The organism is Bradyrhizobium zhengyangense (assembly GCF_022012555.1).
Lineage (GTDB): Bacteria > Pseudomonadota > Alphaproteobacteria > Rhizobiales > Xanthobacteraceae > Bradyrhizobium > Bradyrhizobium zhengyangense.
This window is the reverse complement of the sequence record NZ_JAKLTZ010000004.1, coordinates 726,539-743,793: the sequence shown is the minus strand read 5'-3', so window position 1 is coordinate 743,793 and position 17,255 is coordinate 726,539. Positions and strand designations below refer to the sequence as shown.

General features: G+C 61.0%; 11 protein-coding genes and 1 pseudogene. 5 read left to right on the top strand and 7 right to left on the bottom strand.

Going from position 1 to position 17,255, the window contains the following annotated elements:
- The first annotated feature begins 168 nt into the window (after positions 1 to 168).
- Both L6639_RS19035 and L6639_RS19030 read left to right on the top strand, forming a co-directional pair.
- Positions 169 to 2,163 carry a PD-(D/E)XK nuclease family protein gene (locus tag L6639_RS19035; RefSeq protein ID WP_237863169.1) on the top strand — a complete coding sequence of 665 codons (1,995 nt, stop codon included), beginning with the start codon at positions 169 to 171 and terminating at the stop codon, positions 2,161 to 2,163.
- Positions 2,160 to 5,474 carry a UvrD-helicase domain-containing protein gene (locus L6639_RS19030; protein ID WP_006022641.1) on the top strand — a complete coding sequence of 1,105 codons (3,315 nt, stop codon included), beginning with the start codon at positions 2,160 to 2,162 and terminating at the stop codon, positions 5,472 to 5,474. Before L6639_RS19035 ends, L6639_RS19030 begins: the two co-directional genes overlap by 4 nt.
- A gap of 311 nt (positions 5,475 to 5,785) precedes the next feature.
- On the opposite strand, the gene L6639_RS19025 is transcribed toward L6639_RS19030, so the two are convergent.
- The 6 genes and pseudogenes from L6639_RS19025 to L6639_RS19000 form a co-directional block, all read right to left on the bottom strand.
- Positions 5,786 to 7,525 (bottom strand): phospholipase D-like domain-containing protein, encoded by a 1,740-nt coding sequence (locus L6639_RS19025; RefSeq protein ID WP_006022640.1) that lies wholly within the window; start codon positions 7,523 to 7,525, stop codon positions 5,786 to 5,788.
- Entirely contained in the window at positions 7,522 to 10,965 is a 3,444-nt protein-coding gene (locus L6639_RS19020; RefSeq protein WP_006022639.1) for a DEAD/DEAH box helicase, read from the bottom strand. The genes L6639_RS19025 and L6639_RS19020 overlap by 4 nt, the downstream gene beginning before the upstream one ends.
- Positions 10,966 to 11,199: 234 nt before the next feature.
- Positions 11,200 to 12,267 (bottom strand): annotated as a pseudogene (gene dinB / locus L6639_RS19015) (DNA polymerase IV).
- Positions 12,264 to 12,989: an SOS response-associated peptidase gene (locus tag L6639_RS19010; protein ID WP_006022636.1), complete on the bottom strand. Its 726-nt coding sequence runs from the start codon at positions 12,987 to 12,989 to the stop codon at positions 12,264 to 12,266. The pseudogene dinB and the gene L6639_RS19010 overlap by 4 nt, the downstream one beginning before the upstream one ends.
- Positions 12,990 to 12,992: 3 nt before the next feature.
- A complete protein-coding gene (locus L6639_RS19005; RefSeq protein ID WP_006022635.1) occupies positions 12,993 to 13,442 on the bottom strand; it encodes a hypothetical protein in 450 nt (149 codons plus the stop codon).
- Between the two features lie 46 nt (positions 13,443 to 13,488).
- Positions 13,489 to 13,884 carry a hypothetical protein gene (locus tag L6639_RS19000; RefSeq protein WP_024337238.1) on the bottom strand — a complete coding sequence of 132 codons (396 nt, stop codon included), beginning with the start codon at positions 13,882 to 13,884 and terminating at the stop codon, positions 13,489 to 13,491.
- 145 nt (positions 13,885 to 14,029) lie between these two features.
- Between L6639_RS19000 and ku the strand changes: the two genes are divergently transcribed.
- The 3 genes from ku (at position 14,030) to L6639_RS18985 (ending at position 16,214) form a co-directional block, all read left to right on the top strand.
- Positions 14,030 to 14,962, top strand: a complete 933-nt coding sequence (ku, locus tag L6639_RS18995) for a non-homologous end joining protein Ku (protein ID WP_006022633.1) — start codon at positions 14,030 to 14,032, stop codon at positions 14,960 to 14,962.
- Positions 14,963 to 15,246: 284 nt separating this feature from the next.
- Positions 15,247 to 15,753: an NUDIX hydrolase gene (locus L6639_RS18990; RefSeq protein ID WP_028145790.1), complete on the top strand. Its 507-nt coding sequence runs from the start codon at positions 15,247 to 15,249 to the stop codon at positions 15,751 to 15,753.
- Positions 15,750 to 16,214 (top strand): metallophosphoesterase family protein, encoded by a 465-nt coding sequence (locus L6639_RS18985; protein WP_006022631.1) that lies wholly within the window; start codon positions 15,750 to 15,752, stop codon positions 16,212 to 16,214. The genes L6639_RS18990 and L6639_RS18985 overlap by 4 nt, the downstream gene beginning before the upstream one ends.
- Positions 16,215 to 16,266: 52 nt before the next feature.
- Here L6639_RS18985 and ligD read toward each other — a convergent pair whose 3' ends face one another.
- A complete protein-coding gene (gene ligD, locus L6639_RS18980) occupies positions 16,267 to 17,214 on the bottom strand; it encodes a non-homologous end-joining DNA ligase (protein ID WP_006022630.1) in 948 nt (315 codons plus the stop codon).
- Positions 17,215 to 17,255 lie beyond the last annotated feature (41 nt).

Sequence of the window (17,255 nt, the reverse complement as noted above, 5' to 3'; positions counted from 1 at the left end):
CTTGCGACGCTCGCGAAGACGGTCCCACTCGCTTGGCGCAATCCTGGAACCTCCGATGCGAACTGGTTTCCGGGCCAGTTAATTACCAGCGACCGCGAGATGGCTGCGGACATATCCTTAGTTTCCTGCGCGAACCCGCGCGCCGAAGCAGTCGAAGCGCTACGTTGGATGCGTGAACTCATTGCCTCTGGCCGCGCGCGACCCGATGAGATCGCGATCTGTGCCACGGCCACCGAGGACTGGGACGAGCACTTCCTGGTTCTCGTCGCGGACGCGGATCTCCCACTCCATTTCTCGCACGGCGTGCCGGTCCTCGCATCGCGCGAGGGACAAGCGTGCGCCGCACTTGCCGACGTCCTGCTCAACGGGCTTGGCCAGGATCGCCTCCGGCGACTGTTCGGCCATGCCGCGGGTCGAAGCCGTGCCTTGGCCGACTTGCCTGCGGACTGGTCGCTCGGCCTCCAGCCTGGTGCGGCGCTGTTCGAGATTGATCAGTGGCAGCGCGCGCTTGACGAGGCGACCGGCCGCCGCGCCGACGCAGGCGATCCAAGACCGGTCGTGATGCCCATTCTGCGGCTGCTTGCGAGTGGCCCCGAGGCGGCTGCGCAGGCCGGCGCGATGCTATTGGGCACAGCGGCCCGTGCGCTCTGGACCGAGGCGCTTCGACGCGCGCCGGCCGAAGGGCTCGAATTCTCACTAGAGGACTTGCGGCTGCCCGATGGACGCGATCCAGGCGCGAGCGCTGTCTGGTGCCCGGCGAGCCACCTTGCAGGTGCGCCGCGTCCCTGGGTGCGCCTGCTCGGCATGACATCGCGCTCTTGGCCGCGCCGCACGGCCGAGGACCCACTGATACCGGCCCACATCCTGCCGCGCTCTGTGCTTGACCCTGATCCCGTCGCCGAGCAAGATCGACGCGCCTTTGCCGTCATCACCAGTCAGGCGGCGCGCGGCTGCGTTCTCTCGCGAAGCCGGCGTAACGCTCAAGGTGGGCAGTTGTCCGCCAGCCCGCTGATCCCGCAGAGCGCATCTTTGCAGATCCTGAAGCGGGCGCGCATTCCGCAGCATGCATTCAGCGAGGCCGATCGTCTTCTTGCACGGCCGGACGAAGCGGCGACATCGCCGGCGCTCACCGCAGCCAATCTCTGCTGGCGCAACTGGCGGCGCCCGATCGTCACCGCCCACGATGGCCAGGTTCGCGCAGACCATCCCCAAATCGTCCGCGCAATCGGTGATGTCCAGTCCGCCACCTCCTTGCGGCTGATGTTGCGCGATCCGCTCGCCTTCGTCTGGCGCTACGCGCTGGGCTGGCGCGCGGTCCCAGAAGACGATCAGCCCCTCACGCTGGACGCACGCTCTTATGGTGAGCTGGTCCATGAGTTGCTGAAGCGCACGGTTGATGCGCTCGAACCTGTGCCGGGCTATGCGCGTGCGTCCCGGGAGGAAATCGAAGCTGCGCTCGCGACCTCGACGGAGACGGTCCGCACGCATTGGCCACTCAAGCGATCGGCGCCGCCCGCGTTGCTCTGGAAACACACGCTCGCTGCCGCAGCTCAGCTCGCCCTCAAGGCACTGACGCTTGACGAGACGTTCCAACCCGGTACGCGAAGCTGGACGGAGCTTGCTTTCAGTCAAGCTGGCGATGGTGCGATGGCACACGATCTACCCTGGCGCCCCGATTCCCTTGTTACGATTCCCGGTACCCAGGTGCGCATCCGAGGCAATATCGATCGGCTCGATCTCACCGGCGACCGTCGCGGCGTGCGCGTGTCGGACTATAAGACCGGCGTAGAACCGCGCCGAGCGGAGGAGATCGTGCTTGGCCGCGGTGCGGAGCTTCAGCGCGTCATCTATTCGGTCGCGGCCAGTCAGTTGCTCCCCGACAATCCGCGCGTGATCGCGCGCCTCGTCTTTCTCGGCAACAAAGAGCCGAGGCCCTATCGCCTACCGGACGTCGACCAGGCGATCGCCGAACTCGGCGGGCATGTCACGGCGGCCATCACCCTCCTGCGCGGTGGCCATGCCCTGCCTGGCCCCGACGCTCAGGAAGAGCACAATGACTTCCGCATAGCCCTGCCGTCGTCGCCAGCAGCCTATCTTCAGCTCAAGAACGGCGCGTTCATGCGCGCTTTCGGAGGGTTTGCACGAGTGTGGGGCTGCCGATGACACTCGCCGACGATCCCGCACGGCTTCGCATCCTGACTGATCTCGACGCCACGTTGCTCGTCGAGGCCGCCGCCGGCACCGGCAAAACGGCGCTAATGGCCGGACGCCTGACCATGCTGCTCGCGCGTGGCACCGAGCCCGGCGCGATCGCCGCGATCACTTTCACAGAGCTTGCCGCGAGCGGGCTGGCGACGCGCGTGCAACGCTATGTCGAGGAGCTGCTTGCGGGACGTGTGCCTCAACCTTTGCGGCTTGCTCTGCCCAACGGACTAAACGTGGACCAACGACGCGCACTTTCCGGTGCAGCGGCGAAGCTCGACGAACTGACAACCGCCACCATTCACGCATTTTGCCAGACGATCATCTCCAGCTATGCGGTTGAGGCCGACATTGATCCGGGCGCGCGCATTCTTGACGCCGTTCAGGCGGCGGCGGCCTTCGATTCCGTCTTCGAGCAGTGGCTGAAACGGCGATTGAATGCGCCCGAGCGGCCAGGCGATGCCATCGCGACACTCTCGCGCGATGATCCGCGTCGCATCGTCGATACTCTTCAGGAACTCGCACGCTTCCGTCTCAGATATCGCGGCGCACGCGCTCTGCCCGCCGAGCTCGGCGGTCGGCCCGACATCGACCTGGTCGACGCCGTCGCGGACTTCCGACGCTGGATTTCGTCGCAGCCGGTCGAGCCCAAGACCCTAGAATTGGTCGGAGAGCTTGAGACGCTCGCCAACTTCTACGCCGGTAGTTTCGACCCTCCACCGGATTTTGCCACGCTCTGGCGTCTCGCCCATCCGCCACAGCTCGCGTGCATGCGCCGACACAGTTTCGATCTTCTCACGCCGAGACGGAAATCAGCTTGGGAGCGTGTCGCGGGCAAAGAGCGAGGCGCGCTCCTCAATGAAGAGGCGACCGCATGCTTTGAGCGGGTCAATCGCTGCTACCGGACCGTTCTTGGTCGGTTCGCGACCGCGCTTGTCGCCCAGCTTGCGGCCGAGCTCGACGAAGTACTCGATGACTACGCCGCCTTCAAACGGGCCGCTGCAGTCTTGGACTTCGACGACTTGCTCGAGAAGGCGCGTGCGCTGGTGCGCCAGCATGACGACGTGCGCCGCGCGCTTGGAGAACGCTATCGCCACATCTTCGTCGACGAATTTCAGGACACCGACCCTGTTCAGACAGAGATCCTCTTCGGGATCGCGGGGAAGGATCGCGCCGGACGCTGGCAGGACAGCGTGCTGCGTGCCGGGGCTTTATTCATGGTCGGTGACCCGAAGCAGGCAATCTATCGCTTCCGAGGCGCCGATATCGGCTCATACTCGCAGGCGCGCGCCGCTGTTGAGCGGCAATTGCCGGAAAATATCGTTCAGGTCACCGCCAATTTTCGTTCGCGTCCCGACATCCTTAGGCACATCAACCGCTGCTTCGCGCGCCCGTTGTCGGGAGAAGGCCAGCCCGGTTACGTGCCGCTCACGTCGACGCTCGGCGACCCCGATCATGATCTGCCCTGCGCGGCGCGAATCACAGTGGATGTGCCGCCTGATTCTCGGCCCGCTCAAATCCGCGACGCGGAGGCCGAAGCCGTTGCCGATCTCTGCACCCGCCTTATCGGCAATCTCCCTATCCGCGACGAGGACGGCGCAATCGTACCGCTCACTGCCGGCGGCATCGCCCTGCTTGCGCCAACTGGCGCCGAGCTTTGGCGTTATGAGCGCGCGCTCGAGCAGCGCGGGCTGCCGATCGCCTCGCAGGCCGGCAAGAGTTTGTTCCGCCGGCAAGAAGTGCAGGACCTGCTCGCGCTAGCTCGCGTACTCGCCGACGCTGGCGACACATTGGCCTTCGGCGCGCTGCTGCGTGGCCCACTGGTCGGGCTTACTGAGGAGGAGCTACTCGACATCACCGTGGGTCTTCCGCCGCATCTCGATCGCGCCGAAGCGCCCCAGCGCTTCTCGGTGCTGACCGATGTCGATCATGTCGCCCATCCTCTGGCACGTCGCACGCTCGCGATCCTACAAGACCTCAGAAAACGCGTGCGGGCGACCACGCCTGCGCTGCTCTTGGCCGAAGCGATCGAACGCCTCGCGGTCCGTGCAACCCTCGCCGCGCGCGAGGGTGATCGTAGTGCGCGCGCGGCCGCCAATCTCGAAGCGTTCCTGGAACGTGCGCGGCCTTACGGTGTGCGAGGCCTCAGGAAGTTCGTTCGGGATCTCGCCCGGGAATGGCGCGACGGCGTGCCCCACAATGAGGGACGAGTTGATGCGGAAGGCGATGCGATCGAAATCATCACGATCCACAGCGCTAAGGGTCTCGAATGGCCGGTGGTAATTCCGATCAACACCGGCACCTTGCTGCGCTCGCGCGAGGCATTCGTCTACCGCGCCGACGACGAAACACTGCATTGGCTGATTGGCGACGTGGTTCCGCCGGAACTGCTTCGCGCACTCGAGTCTGAAGACGATAGCTTGGCCCGCGAGCGGGAGCGCCTCTGGTATGTCGCCTGCACGCGCGCCCGCGAACTTCTGATCGTTCCGGAATTGCCTCAGGCTGAGCAGCGGTCCTGGGCACGGATCGTTGATCTTGCGCATCGGGACTTGCCGCAGCTTGTCCTGTCGCACTTGACGCCGGTCGCCCGCGTGACCGACGTCGCGCCTCCGAATACGCAGACGCCGGAGCTGTTCGGGGCAGAGCGTGCCGCGATCGCCGCCGCGGCGATGCCGCTCCAGTGGCTGCGGCCAAGCGATCACGATCCTGATCGAGCGCCAAGAGGTGAGGCGATCGCGATGGAGCCTGGCGAAGCCCCAGAAACCGAATTGCCGGTCGGCGCCGGCCGCGTGCGGGGCCTTATTCTCCACAAGCTGATGGAGGAGATGCTTACCGGCGAACTGGCCGAGGAGATGCCGGTCGTCGCTGCACGTGCGCGAGTGCTGATGACGCAGCTTATAATTGATGCTGACAACGGAGCGAAGCTTCCGGACCCAGAGGAAATAGCGGTGACCGTCGCGCGCACCCTTGCACTGCCCGAAATCGCCGCACTCAGGCCAAGCCTCGCTCCGGAGTGGCCAATTTATGCGATGCTCTCGGCTTCACCCGCGGCGACTGCGCTGGCTGGGCGGATAGATGCCATCGCTGTTCAAGATGGTCAGCCTGCCGTTGTCCTGGATTGGAAGAGCGATGTCGCGCCCAGCGAGCAGGATAGGCGCGATCATGCCGCTCAGCTGAGCGACTATCTTCGTGCCACAGGAGCACCTCGGGGCGCCGTGGTTTACATGACGGATGGCGTCATTCGGTGGGTCACGACTAGAACGCCACGGTAAAATTCGTGAGGCGGTCTTTTGGACGCTCCCGATCGGGGCTGCCCACCCGGCTAAGCACTGCAAACGGGTTGCGTTATGACGGCGTGGCTTTCACGACGGCAGATTTTTGGGGGTCATACCGATCTTCGTCGTAGTCTGTAGGAAAATCGGCGAGCTCGGTCTGCTTTGTATTTATCAGGCGTTTTGGCTGCGCCTGATGATAGATGGCGAAAGGTTCTCTTTCCACCTTGAACAAAGAACTCAGCAATTTCAGCGCAATTGGCGCGCAGCGCGTTGACAATTTGGACGCAGCCCAAAATACGTGTCAGATACTAATCGTCGAGTTGACTCTCGAACTTCATTAGGAGGAACTCGGCTATGCCAGGCCCTTCCAAATGGAGGCCGATCTCGTCGAGAGGATTATCCGGTGAACCCGACTGAGAGCCCCAATTCATCGTGCTCACCACGACGTGATCTCTGTCCCACAAAAGAAACTTTGCATGGACTTGCGGATCCTCCACGGCGATCAGATCGACTACACCATGTAGCCGTTCGCGGTGGGCCTTGACGTGCCGCCGTTTGATCGGCCCGGTCTGGCGCGAGTAGTAAACACGGACGTCGTCGAGTCGGCGTCCTGCGATTTCGGCGGGGTTAAAGATCGCCGGCACCATGGGAGCTCCGACCTTGTTGGTACAGCAGACAAATCGCTCTTCGGCTTCGTGAGCAACCCTCCGAATCAATCGCTCATGATCGTCAGCCTGGAGAATGCTCATCCGAACTGGAATACTCCCTCCAGCATCGGCGCTAGATGTTAAGGCGCTCCGCGAGCGCCTTAAATCCGATGCTATGAATTGGAGCGTCTCAATCGAACGGCTGGCGCTTGAAAGAGGTGACACGATAGAACGCAAAAGATCCAGGCCCGCCGCGGCCGCGCGGTTCTCTGTCAGCTCGACAGACACCTCCAAGGCAGAAAAGGGCGACGACAGCCAATTGGAGGAGCCGAGCACGACGACAGCGCCGCCGTGGCCGTCATCCGCGGCAAGGCATTTCACATGGCTTCGAACAGAATCGCGCTGCGTGAACACAAAGCCACGCGCGCGACGGACCGACGAGAGCCGCATATTGAGCTCCTGCATCGCGATCGCGTTCTTTCTGTCGGTGTCTAGCGCAGTACCGTAGAACAAGTGGCAGCGCACGCCACGCTGCGCAGCCTGTTCAAGAGCTTTTCGAATGCGTTCATGTTGCTCCGTGTATTTTTCGCCGTGAGGCGTCACAAAAGTCGAAAGTACGAAAACGTCTTCCTCGGCCTGACCCACGATGCGTTCGAAGCATTCGAGATGCTGTTCGCCGCCGACGATCAATTGATCGGTGCCAATCATCGTATCGACGGTCACTGACCGGCTTGGCTGCGGATCGCTAGCTTCCGGCAGAATACCAGTCCTGATTGTTGCTTGAAGAGCGCCGATCAAGTCCTGGCTGGCCCCCTCAGGGAGCAATCCGTTCTTGACGTCGTTCAGTTCGATCGCGAGATATTTTCTTTCGAGAACGGAGTTGATCGTTTGAACGCCGCGCAGCCATTCGCCGGGACGGAGCATGCCGGCGACGAGCTGCGTTACGCGGACCGCCATTGTGTCATCGGTCTCATCTGGGCCCGGAGGAAAGTTGACCTTGTGATCTGTATGGGTCATCCGATAGAGTGGAGCGGTCTCGACGTCGCGGTTGCGAAAGACCGAGTGTCCGACCTTCTCCAGCACTAGACTGATGTGAATCTCCCGATCTTCAGTTCGCTCCGGCAAGGCGCCACCCAACCGGATGAAGTCTTGACCGACGCCGCTTGTCGCCAATTGAGGGACAGGAGCCAGGCGAAGCTCGACCAGGCCGAACTGCATCAACCGCGCGATGGTCGAGCCCGCGACCTGGCTTGGAATCCCGAGCGACGTTGCCACCTCTTCGATCGTTTCTGGGGTGCGATCGAGCGCGAGCAGGATCATTTCTTCGATTGGACTCCATCCCCATGTGCGTTGAACGATGGCGCGCGCGCGATAGTGCCAAGCGGGAAGGTAGATTTTCACGCCGGAAGCCTCCCGTTCTCGTCGATCGCGACGATGGATGCGCCTTTCACCTTAATGCTAGGAGCATCCTTCCTGACGAGCTCGTAATCGGTCCCGGCGAGGGTCGCGAGCTCCTTCAGCATCTTTCGTAGGAATTCAAGATCGTCCTTTTTTGCATCCGGATCGATTCCTTCGACCACTTCGCGAATGAAGCGCTGGCTTGTGGCAAGAATCAGCTTTTGCTTGGCGCGGCTGAGCAGCACATTCATGCGCTGTGGGCTTTTGACGAATCCGAGCGCGCGCGATCCCACCATGACATTGTTGCGCGTAAGGCTGGCGGCCACGACATCGGCTTCGCCACCTTGGAAGCTATCGCTGGTAAAGACGAACTCACCATTACTGCGCGGGCTCGCGAAGCCGAACAAGGTCTTGTCTTTCCTGACTTGGCCGCGCAGTAAGCGCTTGAACCATCTCACCTGCGCCGCGTAGGGCGAGATGATCACGAGGGTCGGTCGGCGGCCGTCCGCGCCAACTATCGGCCGCAACCCTTTCAAGGCCGCTATCAAGGCCTGCGCCTCAAGCTCGTTGCGGAATGATCGCTCCACTTTGTGTTCGAAATGTCGCCGTTTTGACATGCTGAGGGGCGGAAAATCGAGAAGAACGATTGGAGAGGTGAGGTACGCGACCGTGGACGTGACCGTTAGCGTGCGACGCTTGACGCGGTCGGAGGGAGCGAGCTTTCTGTCATAAAAAGTATTCGAGACGAGATCGCCGATGGCGGGGTGCATGCGGCTCTGTTCCAGCAGCGTGTTGACGATCGTGCTCGGACGCCCCGTGTCCTTTTCGCGCTCAATTTCGCGCTCAGCTATTGATCGAAACGGTTCTTCAAGACGCGCCGCTGTTGCGAGAGCCTCCCTCATCAGATGTTCGCTCGACTTAACTGTATCAAGCGCCTCAGTAACTTCCGGCGGTAGATCGGAGATGGTTTCAAGCCGCTCCTTCGCGTCCCGCAGCAGATCAACTGCGCGCTCGGGATCGTAGAATTGTTGCCGCTGGGCGGCATCGAATGGAGAGAGTTGGTTGTGATCGCCAACCATGATTCTTCTGTTGCCCAGCAATAGCGCGCCGATCAGTTCCGCACCGTTGGCGCGGGCCGCTTCTTCGACGATGACCCAGTCGAATTGATCGCCATCGGCAATCATCTCCTCGATGATGTGCGACGATGTCGTGGCAAGCGTGACATCGGAAGAGCGCAGCAGCAGATTGTCGGTATCGCGAAATACGCGTTCCGCAACCGTCGCTTCCGACGCATCAACGGGCCGGAGCGCCTGCTTGATTTGATAGCGTTGGTTGACCATCATGCTTTCAGCGGCGTGGTCGACCGTCGAAACGGACCTAAGAAGATCAACGGAGCTCGCACGCAAGGAGCTGACTTCATCGGTCGATCGTGTCCGCTCGACACGAACGACGATCTTCGTGCCGCTCGCCAGTGTCGCCTTGAGTTCGTCCTCCATTTGAATCAAGGTCTCGTGGTTTTGCGCCGACACTAGAAGCCTTGCGTCCGGTGTTTTGTCCAGAATGCTTTTGACAAGATTCGAAATTAGGAACGTCTTGCCGACGCCAGGAGGGCCAACAACGACATTGATGGACTTGCCTGATACGATTGCGTCCCATGCCACCTTTTTCGAACCGTCCATCTCGTCCGGCGGCACCGCATTCGGGGTCGCAATATCACGTAATACTTCGTCCAGCGCGACCTGCGCCGGATCGTCAATCGCTCTCAAGAGTTCAATATTCGTCCGGGCCGCCACAATATTTTGAAGGCGGCGGCGAATTGCGCGTTCAAATCCACCATCTCTTCGAGGACGAAGAAAAAGAAGCTGCCCCGGTACAACAGCTTCGCTTGTCGCGAACGTGAACGGTAGGCGGCCGTCGACGACACCGCCCGTTCCCTCATAACTGAGTTCCGGAAATCGCTCCCGATCGCCGGCGAGCGCGTCGCTGCGTGAAAGAGTCCAATTTGGTTTGCCGTCGTCGTACTTCAATTCGCGCGCCAAGGCGTCGTATGCCGGGCGCAGTCCCATCAGCTTGCGTCGCATGTCCCGGTCGGGATCTTCGCGGGAGGCGATCCAGGCCAAATCTGAATCCCCGCCGGACGGCGGGTGAAGCACTTCGACGGGATAGATTCGGAATTGCTCCCGCAGCCAAGTAAAGGCTTCGAGAAGAATGAGGGCGTACCAAGTGGGAATCTCTTCGACTGATCGGCTCACTCCTGTTGTGACACTCGCGTCAATCCACGGTTTGGCGCCAGGGCCAAGCCTGCGTACTCGCTCTTCGGCGCTTCTCCGAGTTCGCGCAAGATGAATCCGGTGGCGAACCTCGACGGCATCATAGATGTAGTCGTCAGGCCGCCTCTTGTTGGCGTTCTCGATCATGCCGACATAGTCATCGATGACTTTCACGCCATACGCGGCAAGGTCGGTGACGATACGCACGAAGGCCTCATCTACGACAACAGTGCGTACCGTTGGTCCGCTGAGATCCTCTTCGACAAAACGGAGGACCGCATCCCTATCGTCAGCCGGGATGGTGCCCGATGTAAGCGATGCAAGGTCGCTTTGGGTAACCTGGGTGGAAGGGTAGAGAATTAGCTCGCCTTCGCCGCTTGACCCCGACCGGTCAAGATCGGCCACGACCTCGGCGATCTCGTTTAGCACGATACTTCCGTCGAAAAGCTGGTAGCGTGGCGGATCGGCAAGACGATTAAGCATGCGTCGCTCGATCGACAGCAGGGAAGGACCGCCGCCGTCCTCGGTCAGGCCGAGGATCCGCGACGCTGCCTGCCCAAGATCACTCCAGTCCCGGCGAAACGAGACGGTGCCGGAGGGCCGCAGCAGATGTCCCGCGCCGCCCACATCGCCGTCGGCAATGTGTACGCACGCTTCGTAGCCGCCGAGTCGGAAATCCTCTTTTTCATCGCTATGCGAAAAGATCGTATGTTCGCTGACAGCGCCGTGCACGATGCCCGCATCATGACAAAGTGCAAGTCCTTCAGCTACGCGCAAGATATTGCGCCAAAACATCTTGCGGCCGGTCGTCGTAAGCAGCCGGCCTTCTCGCGCTCGAACCCTGTGCAATGACCCGCAGATCGGACTGCCAGGATCAACCATTAAGATACCGATCTCTTCCTGGTCCTCGACGATCTCAAGAACCTCGACCAATAACTGGCGCGCACGGCGTGACGACAGAACACGCCGGACACGCCTGAGGCCGTGCGTGATGAGCCGCTTCAGGTCCTCGTCCAGCGGGGTTCCGGTCTTCTTGAACAGACGAAGAAGATAGTCCTCGCCGTCGGCGATGCCGGTGGCAAAACGAAGTTGAGAATTCCAACCTTCGGTGCCGCTCGAAAACGCGGTATCAGCAAACTTGAATCGTGCGTCGAGCGTCGCTTTGCCTTGCATGGTAGCTCGCGCCATAGCGCCGTAATCCATCCTTGAAACAGTACAAATGCGGTGATTCGTATATGATAGCGCAGTATATGCTTTGGGTCAGAGTTATCGACTGCAAAGCGATATTTTGCGCGTTTTCCCAAGCATGCTCTGTGTAAATTGGGGGAGTGGATGGCACCTATTGCAAGCAGCAACGAGATGCGGTTGGACCCGCCAAATCAAGCCAGCATGAGTGGCAATTGATCATCATCGAGCCCTGACCCAACAAACCCCCGAAACAGAGATACCGATTAACCGGATCGGCCTCTTTGGCGGCATAAGTTGCGCTAATAGTTCAAGAGCCAGGCTAGAGAGATCGTCCGCGGTGTCGTTCATGCGTACGGACGTGCTGCGAGTGATCAGCTCGAAATCTGAAAAGGATCGCCGTTTGGCCTCGCGCGCCCGTCGCCTCGCAGTGTTGCCGGACCTTGTCGACCAGTGGGCGCAGTTCGATGGTCAGCGCTTCGTGGTCTGCCAAGTCCCGCGAAACGTGCTTTCGGCGCCGACGGACCTTCGGATTCGGTTGGCACGGACAGGACGCTCGTCAATCCCCCGCGAGATCCAGTAATAATACGCCCCAGCTTTCCCAAAATTGGCGTTCATGAACTCGAGCGACTGATTGCGCATATTCATGCCGGTGAAGATGCCAAGGCCATGCATCTTCGCACTGGTCGCCGGTCCGATTCAATGGAATTTGCCGACTGGGAGATCCTGAACGAAGCTCGGCCTCATCTTTGGCGTGATCACGAACTGTCCGTTGGGCTTCCGTTGGTCGGACGCAAGTTTTGCCAGGAACTTATTGTAAGAGATGCCGGCAGACGCGGTCAGGCCTGTCTCGCTCAGGATCTTGACTCTAATCAAGGTCGCGATCTCTGTCGCGATTGGGAGGCCTTGGATGTTCTCGGTGACATCTAGGTAGGCCTCATCTAACGACAGGGGCTCAATGACGTCAGAATGCTCCGCGAAGATTGTCCGGACGTGTCGAGAGACCTCCTTGTAGACTTCGAAGCGCGGCGGCTTTACGAAAATTAGCTCTTTGCATTGCCGTTTGGCTGTCACTGACGGCAATGCCGACCTAACTCCAAACTTTCGCGCCTCATAGCTCGCTGCAGCTACGACACCGCGCTCTTTCGATCCCGCCCACAGCGACTGGCTTGCCACGCAAGTCCGGATTGTCCCGCTGCTCCACTGATGCGTAGAAGATGTCTATATCGACAGAATGATCTTGCGCTGATGCGGTGCTGGCCCCGTTTGGTAGTCGGTCTCGTCCGTCACGTCGTCGGCCCTATTGGGTCTTCCTTGACGCCGCGAGCGACGACCCGGAGGCTTCCGTCCGGAAGCGGCCTTTGCAATTTCAGTACTTCGTCCGCAGGGGCCGTCATCCAGGTCTCGACTTCATCTGGCGTTGTCAGGATCACCGGCATCGCCTTGGGGTGGATGGCGCCGACCTCGGCGTTGGGCTCCGTCGTGAGGAACGCGTAGAGGTCGTTGGTCGTCTCGCCTTCCTTGACCTTCCGGACGGACGTCCAGTTGGTCCAGATACCGGCGAAGCAGGCGAGGGGACGTGTCTCATCGAGCGCGAACCAGATATCACCGCCCTCGGCCTTGTTGAACTCGCTGAACGAGTTGAACGGCACCACGCAGCGATTTTCAGTCCCCAGCCATCGCGTCCAGTGCTTGCTCTTCACATTGCGGATGTTGGTCGTGCCGCCGTCCGGCTCCATTCGCAGCAATTCCTTGAAATCCACTGCCTTGCCCTTGGCCTGCAGCTTCTCGGCTCGCTTCTTCGTGGCGTCCATCAGCGCCTTTGATGACGACGGCATTCCCCATCGCGCCGTAGCGAGCTCGCGGCCCTCCACTCCGTTGCGCACGATCGGTGCCTTGTAGTCGGGAAAATCCCCCGGCATCGGCGCCAGATTTCCAACGTATCGGTTGACAACGCGGAACAGCGCGTTGATCGCGGCTTGATTGGTCGTGATCGAATAAAGATTGCACATCGGTCAGGATTCGGCTCGAGGGTGGCGCGGCTGCCAGGTCAACTGTAGCAGAGTCGCGGATGGACGCCGGCCGGCCTTGGCACATTTGCGACAGCGCAGCCGGCTGGCGAGATCGTGCACGAAGGTGGTCGGCGGGTGCTTCATCGCGGCCAGGTCGACATCGCTCGGCGTCTTGCAGCGCGCGCACCTGATCTCCAGCCAGGGGAAGCCTCCATTTACGGCCTGATCGATGGTCGGCGACGGATCGATCGGTTCGCCGTCACTCCACATCCGCTCGTTCCAGCTTTCGCAAAGCAGCCTGTCGGCTTGCTGGATCATCGCCCCGCCTTTGGCCCGCATCTCCGCCGATTGGGTCGCCAGCATGCTGGCCATCGCGCGTGCCTTGCCGAGCTCTTTCGCCAGAGCCTTGCGATCGCCGCCCGACAAGGGCGTAGGGTGATACTTCGGGGCCATCCAGACATCCAGGCGCAAAGAGATCGGATCGGCAAATCCAGAGCGGCTACGGCGTCTCGAACGCTGGCCAGCACCCGTCTTCTTCATGCCTGCCGGTGCGCTGCCGGCAGGTATTGTCGAGCAGCCGCTGCGCGACGTCCTTCCAGAGCGCGTTGGCGCCATACAGTCGAACGGCATCAGCGGTCTGGATTTCCACGGTCCGCTCGCAGCGGCGGCAGGAGACGCGCAGCACGTGACGCTGAATCTCGGAAAGACGTCGCTGCCGCATCTGAGCCCCGGTCGTGCCGGCGCGTGCGTCTTTCAGGACCGATTCCCAATATTCGGCCGGGAGGGGGGCATCTGGACCCGCAGCGGGCGGCGCTCGTCTGCGGTCGGCTTCAGCGGCCAATTTTTCCATCTGTTTCGGGGTCGGCATGCGCCAGCTCGCGGGTCGGTCGGTCATGCCCGAATTAGAACATAACAAGAACAAATGTCGAGTCCGGCCAGGCAGGCCGATGAGAAAAATCCCGCTGTGGGGCGGGTCGCGATGTCGGAACCAAGCCCGGTCGTTCGTCTTTAATCCGGCATCAGTAATGGAGTTCCCCGCGATGGCCCCCCGCGCCAACTGGAAAGGCTTCCTGCGTCTTTCCCTCGTCACCTGTCCGGTTGCGCTCTATCCGGCCACGTCGGAATCCGAAAAGGTCTCGTTCAACCAGCTGAATCGAAAGACCGGCCATCGGATCAAGTACGCTAAGGTGGATGCCGATACCGGCGAGGAGGTCGACAACGAGGACATCGTCAAAGGCTACAAGGTCGACACGGACACCTTCATCGAGGTGACGAAGGAGGAGCTAGAGAACGTCGCACTGGAATCAACGCGAACGATCGAAATCGACGAGTTCGTCGACCGCAGCGAGATCGATCCGCGATATCTCATTCGCCCCTACTATCTGCGTCCCGACGGTAAAGTCGGGCACGATGCTTTCGCCGTTATTCGGGAAACCATCCGCGAGATGAACAAGGTCGCGATCGGCCGTGTGGTGCTGACCAATCGCGAGCACATCATCGCGCTGGAGCCGTTGGACAAGGGCCTGATGGGAACGCTACTGCGCTATCCTTACGAAGTCCGTTCAGCTGATGAGTATTTCGACGACATTCAGGATGTCAAAGTCACCAAGGACATGCTTGATCTCGCCAAGCACATCGTCAATCAGAAGGCGGGCCATTTCGAGCCGGACAAGTTCGAAGACCAATACGAAACCGCCCTCATCGAACTGATCAATCAGAAGCGCGCCGGCAAACCCATCACCGCGAAAGCGCGTCCCCGCGGCGAGAACGTGGTGGACCTGATCGACGCGCTGCGAAAGAGCATCGGAAGAGAGGGCGCCTCAGCGACAGAGGCACCCAAGAAATCAGGAAAAAAGCCGCGCAAGGCGGCGGCCGGGCAGAAGGAAATGCTGATGCCGATCGCAGGCAAGAAGCCGGCGAAGGAGGCCGCGGCGAAAAAGCCGGCGGCCAAGCCGCAGCGGAAGTCGGCTTAGGTGTCGTGAAGCATCCGGTGACGCCGGACGGCACTCCTTCGTCGTCCGTGGCAGGCTCTGGCGAATGGCAAATCCGTCTCAACGAGGTCACGCGAGATCATCTCGTCGCCGTCTAATGGCGACCCGGCGGGTAGGTGCGTGCGCCAGGAAGGCGGCCGAGCGCGAGGCCGAAGTAACGGTGCATAGGACCGCGGACGAAGCTAAGCAGGCGCTTGGCGAACGCGGTCCCGTATGGCGGGACGACGGCTCGCCGGCTCTCGATTGCTCTGCAAAGTAGGAGCCATATGGCTGCGGTGAAAAAGACTTCCAGGAGATCGACCTTGAGCGCGGGCATTCTCGCATACCGCAAGGGAGGAGCTCGGGGGCTCGAGGTTCTGCTCGTTCATCCCGGCGGTCCGTTCTGGCGTGAGAAGGATGATGGCGCCTGGTCCATTCCAAAGGGCGAAATCGATGCCAATGATGTTCCGGAGAACGTTGCTCAACGAGAATTTGCCGAAGAACTCGGCCCGAGCGCTTCGATTGGTCCACTCCAGGCGCTGGGGGAGGTCCGACAGCGAGGAGGCAAGCGCGTCATCGCATTCGGCGGCGAGGGACACTTTGATCCGGCAGCACTGACCAGCAATACCTTCGATGTCGAATGGCCGCCTCGAAGCGGTCGACGGCAGAGCTTTCCCGAAGTCGACCGCGCGGAATGGTTTGATATCGAGTTAGCGCGGACCAAGATGCTGTCCGCTCAGGTAGAGTTTCTCGATCGTCTTTTGGCGATCTCGGCTGAGAGCGTCGGGAAATGATGTTCAGGATTGGAGTCATTTCGGACACGCACGGCCTGTTGAGGTCCGAGGCGGAGCGAGGCCTGACGGGCGTCGATCACATCATTCATGCCGGCGACATGGGACGCCCCGAGATCGTCGACGCGCTTCGCCGGATCGCACCCGTCACGGCCGTTCGTGGAAACGTGGACAGTGGCAAGTGGGCTCGCGACTACCCCGACACGAAACTCGTCCGTCTGGCAGGTAAGTCGATCTACGTTCTGCACGACCTGAAGACGCTGAAGACCGATCTCGGCGCCGGCTTCGACGTCATCGTCTCCGGGCATTCCCACGTACCGAAGATCGACACGGTCGGTGGCATTCTCTACCTGAATCCCGGCAGCGCGGGACCTCGGCGTTTCAAGCTGCCGATCACGTTTGCGACGCTCGAACTCACGCCTGACGGCATGCGACCGGAAATCCACGACCTTGGAGGCGAGTGAGTGTCGGCGGAGAGTGCATCAATCCTTTTTGCCGGCTTTCGCCGAAGGGAAGCTACTTGCGCGGACGTTCTCGCTCACGCACGACATCCTTCGCCCGCTTGTCGGACCTGAGCCCGAGGTAGACGGGCTGGCGCAGTTCGCCCTTGCTCGTCCACTGCGCAAATTTGACCTCGGCGACCAACGAGGGCTTGACCCAGGTCGTGGCGGCCTCGTCCTTCACTTTGGCAGGGAAGGGTGATTTCGGGATCGTCAGCTTCACGAGCTTGGCGTGGAGGTCTTCCAGGACCTTGTGGCTGAAGCCAGTGCCAACATGTCCGATATAGCGCCATGTGTCGTCTTCCCGCACGGCGAGGACCAGGGCGCCGAAGTATGGTCTTGTACGCCTCGGCGCCGTGAAGCCCGCGATCACCACTTCCTGCCGCTTTGCTGTCTTGATCTTCAGCCAATCCGCCGTCCGGCTTCCGGACGCATACGCGCTGTCGGCGCGCTTCGCCATGACGCCTTCCAGACCCTTCCGCTCGGCCTCGGCGAAGAATTTCATGCCGTTCGCTTTGCGGTGATGGCTGAAGGCGATCAACTTGTCGCGCGGCAGTATTGCCTTCAACCGCTTCTTCCGCTCGAGGAGGGGGTGGTTGCGCAAGTCCGCTGCGTTCTCAAACATGAGATCGAAGGCGCAGTACAGCAGCTTCGCCTCATGGCGCAGCGCGTTTTGAAGCAACTGGAAATGTGAGACGCCATCCTTACCGATCGCGACAAGCTCACCATCGATCACGGCGTCGCCCTTCACGCCCTCCAGCGCTTTGGCGACCTCAATATAGCTGCGGCTGATTATCTTGCCGTTGCGGCTGTAGAGCGCAACTTTGCCCCGCCGGATTTCCGCGATCATCCGGAAGCCGTCGTACTTGTCCTCGAAAACCCAGCTGGGGTCGTCGAACGGCGCCTCGGTAAGCGTAGCAAGCATCGGCTGCAGGCGCTTGGGCAGGGTCGACATCCGGCTCATTCAAGGCCAATCCTTAAGAGCGCGTTGCGAAATGCATGGAC

Bases quoted from the DNA above. Each gene is read 5' to 3' on its own strand.
- L6639_RS19035 (WP_237863169.1), top strand. From the start codon at position 169: ATGCGTGAACTCATTGCCTCTGGCCGCGCGCGACCCGATGAGATCGCG.
- L6639_RS19030 (WP_006022641.1), top strand. From the start codon at position 2,160: ATGACACTCGCCGACGATCCCGCACGGCTTCGCATCCTGACTGATCTC.
- L6639_RS19020 (WP_006022639.1), bottom strand. From the start codon at position 10,965: ATGCAAGGCAAAGCGACGCTCGACGCACGATTCAAGTTTGCTGATACC.
- L6639_RS19010 (WP_006022636.1), bottom strand. From the start codon at position 12,989: ATGTGCAATCTTTATTCGATCACGACCAATCAAGCCGCGATCAACGCG.
- L6639_RS19005 (WP_006022635.1), bottom strand. From the start codon at position 13,442: ATGGCCCCGAAGTATCACCCTACGCCCTTGTCGGGCGGCGATCGCAAG.
- L6639_RS19000 (WP_024337238.1), bottom strand. From the start codon at position 13,884: ATGACCGACCGACCCGCGAGCTGGCGCATGCCGACCCCGAAACAGATG.
- ku (WP_006022633.1), top strand. From the start codon at position 14,030: ATGGCCCCCCGCGCCAACTGGAAAGGCTTCCTGCGTCTTTCCCTCGTC.
- L6639_RS18990 (WP_028145790.1), top strand. From the start codon at position 15,247: ATGGCTGCGGTGAAAAAGACTTCCAGGAGATCGACCTTGAGCGCGGGC.
- L6639_RS18985 (WP_006022631.1), top strand. From the start codon at position 15,750: ATGATGTTCAGGATTGGAGTCATTTCGGACACGCACGGCCTGTTGAGG.
- ligD (WP_006022630.1), bottom strand. From the start codon at position 17,214: ATGAGCCGGATGTCGACCCTGCCCAAGCGCCTGCAGCCGATGCTTGCT.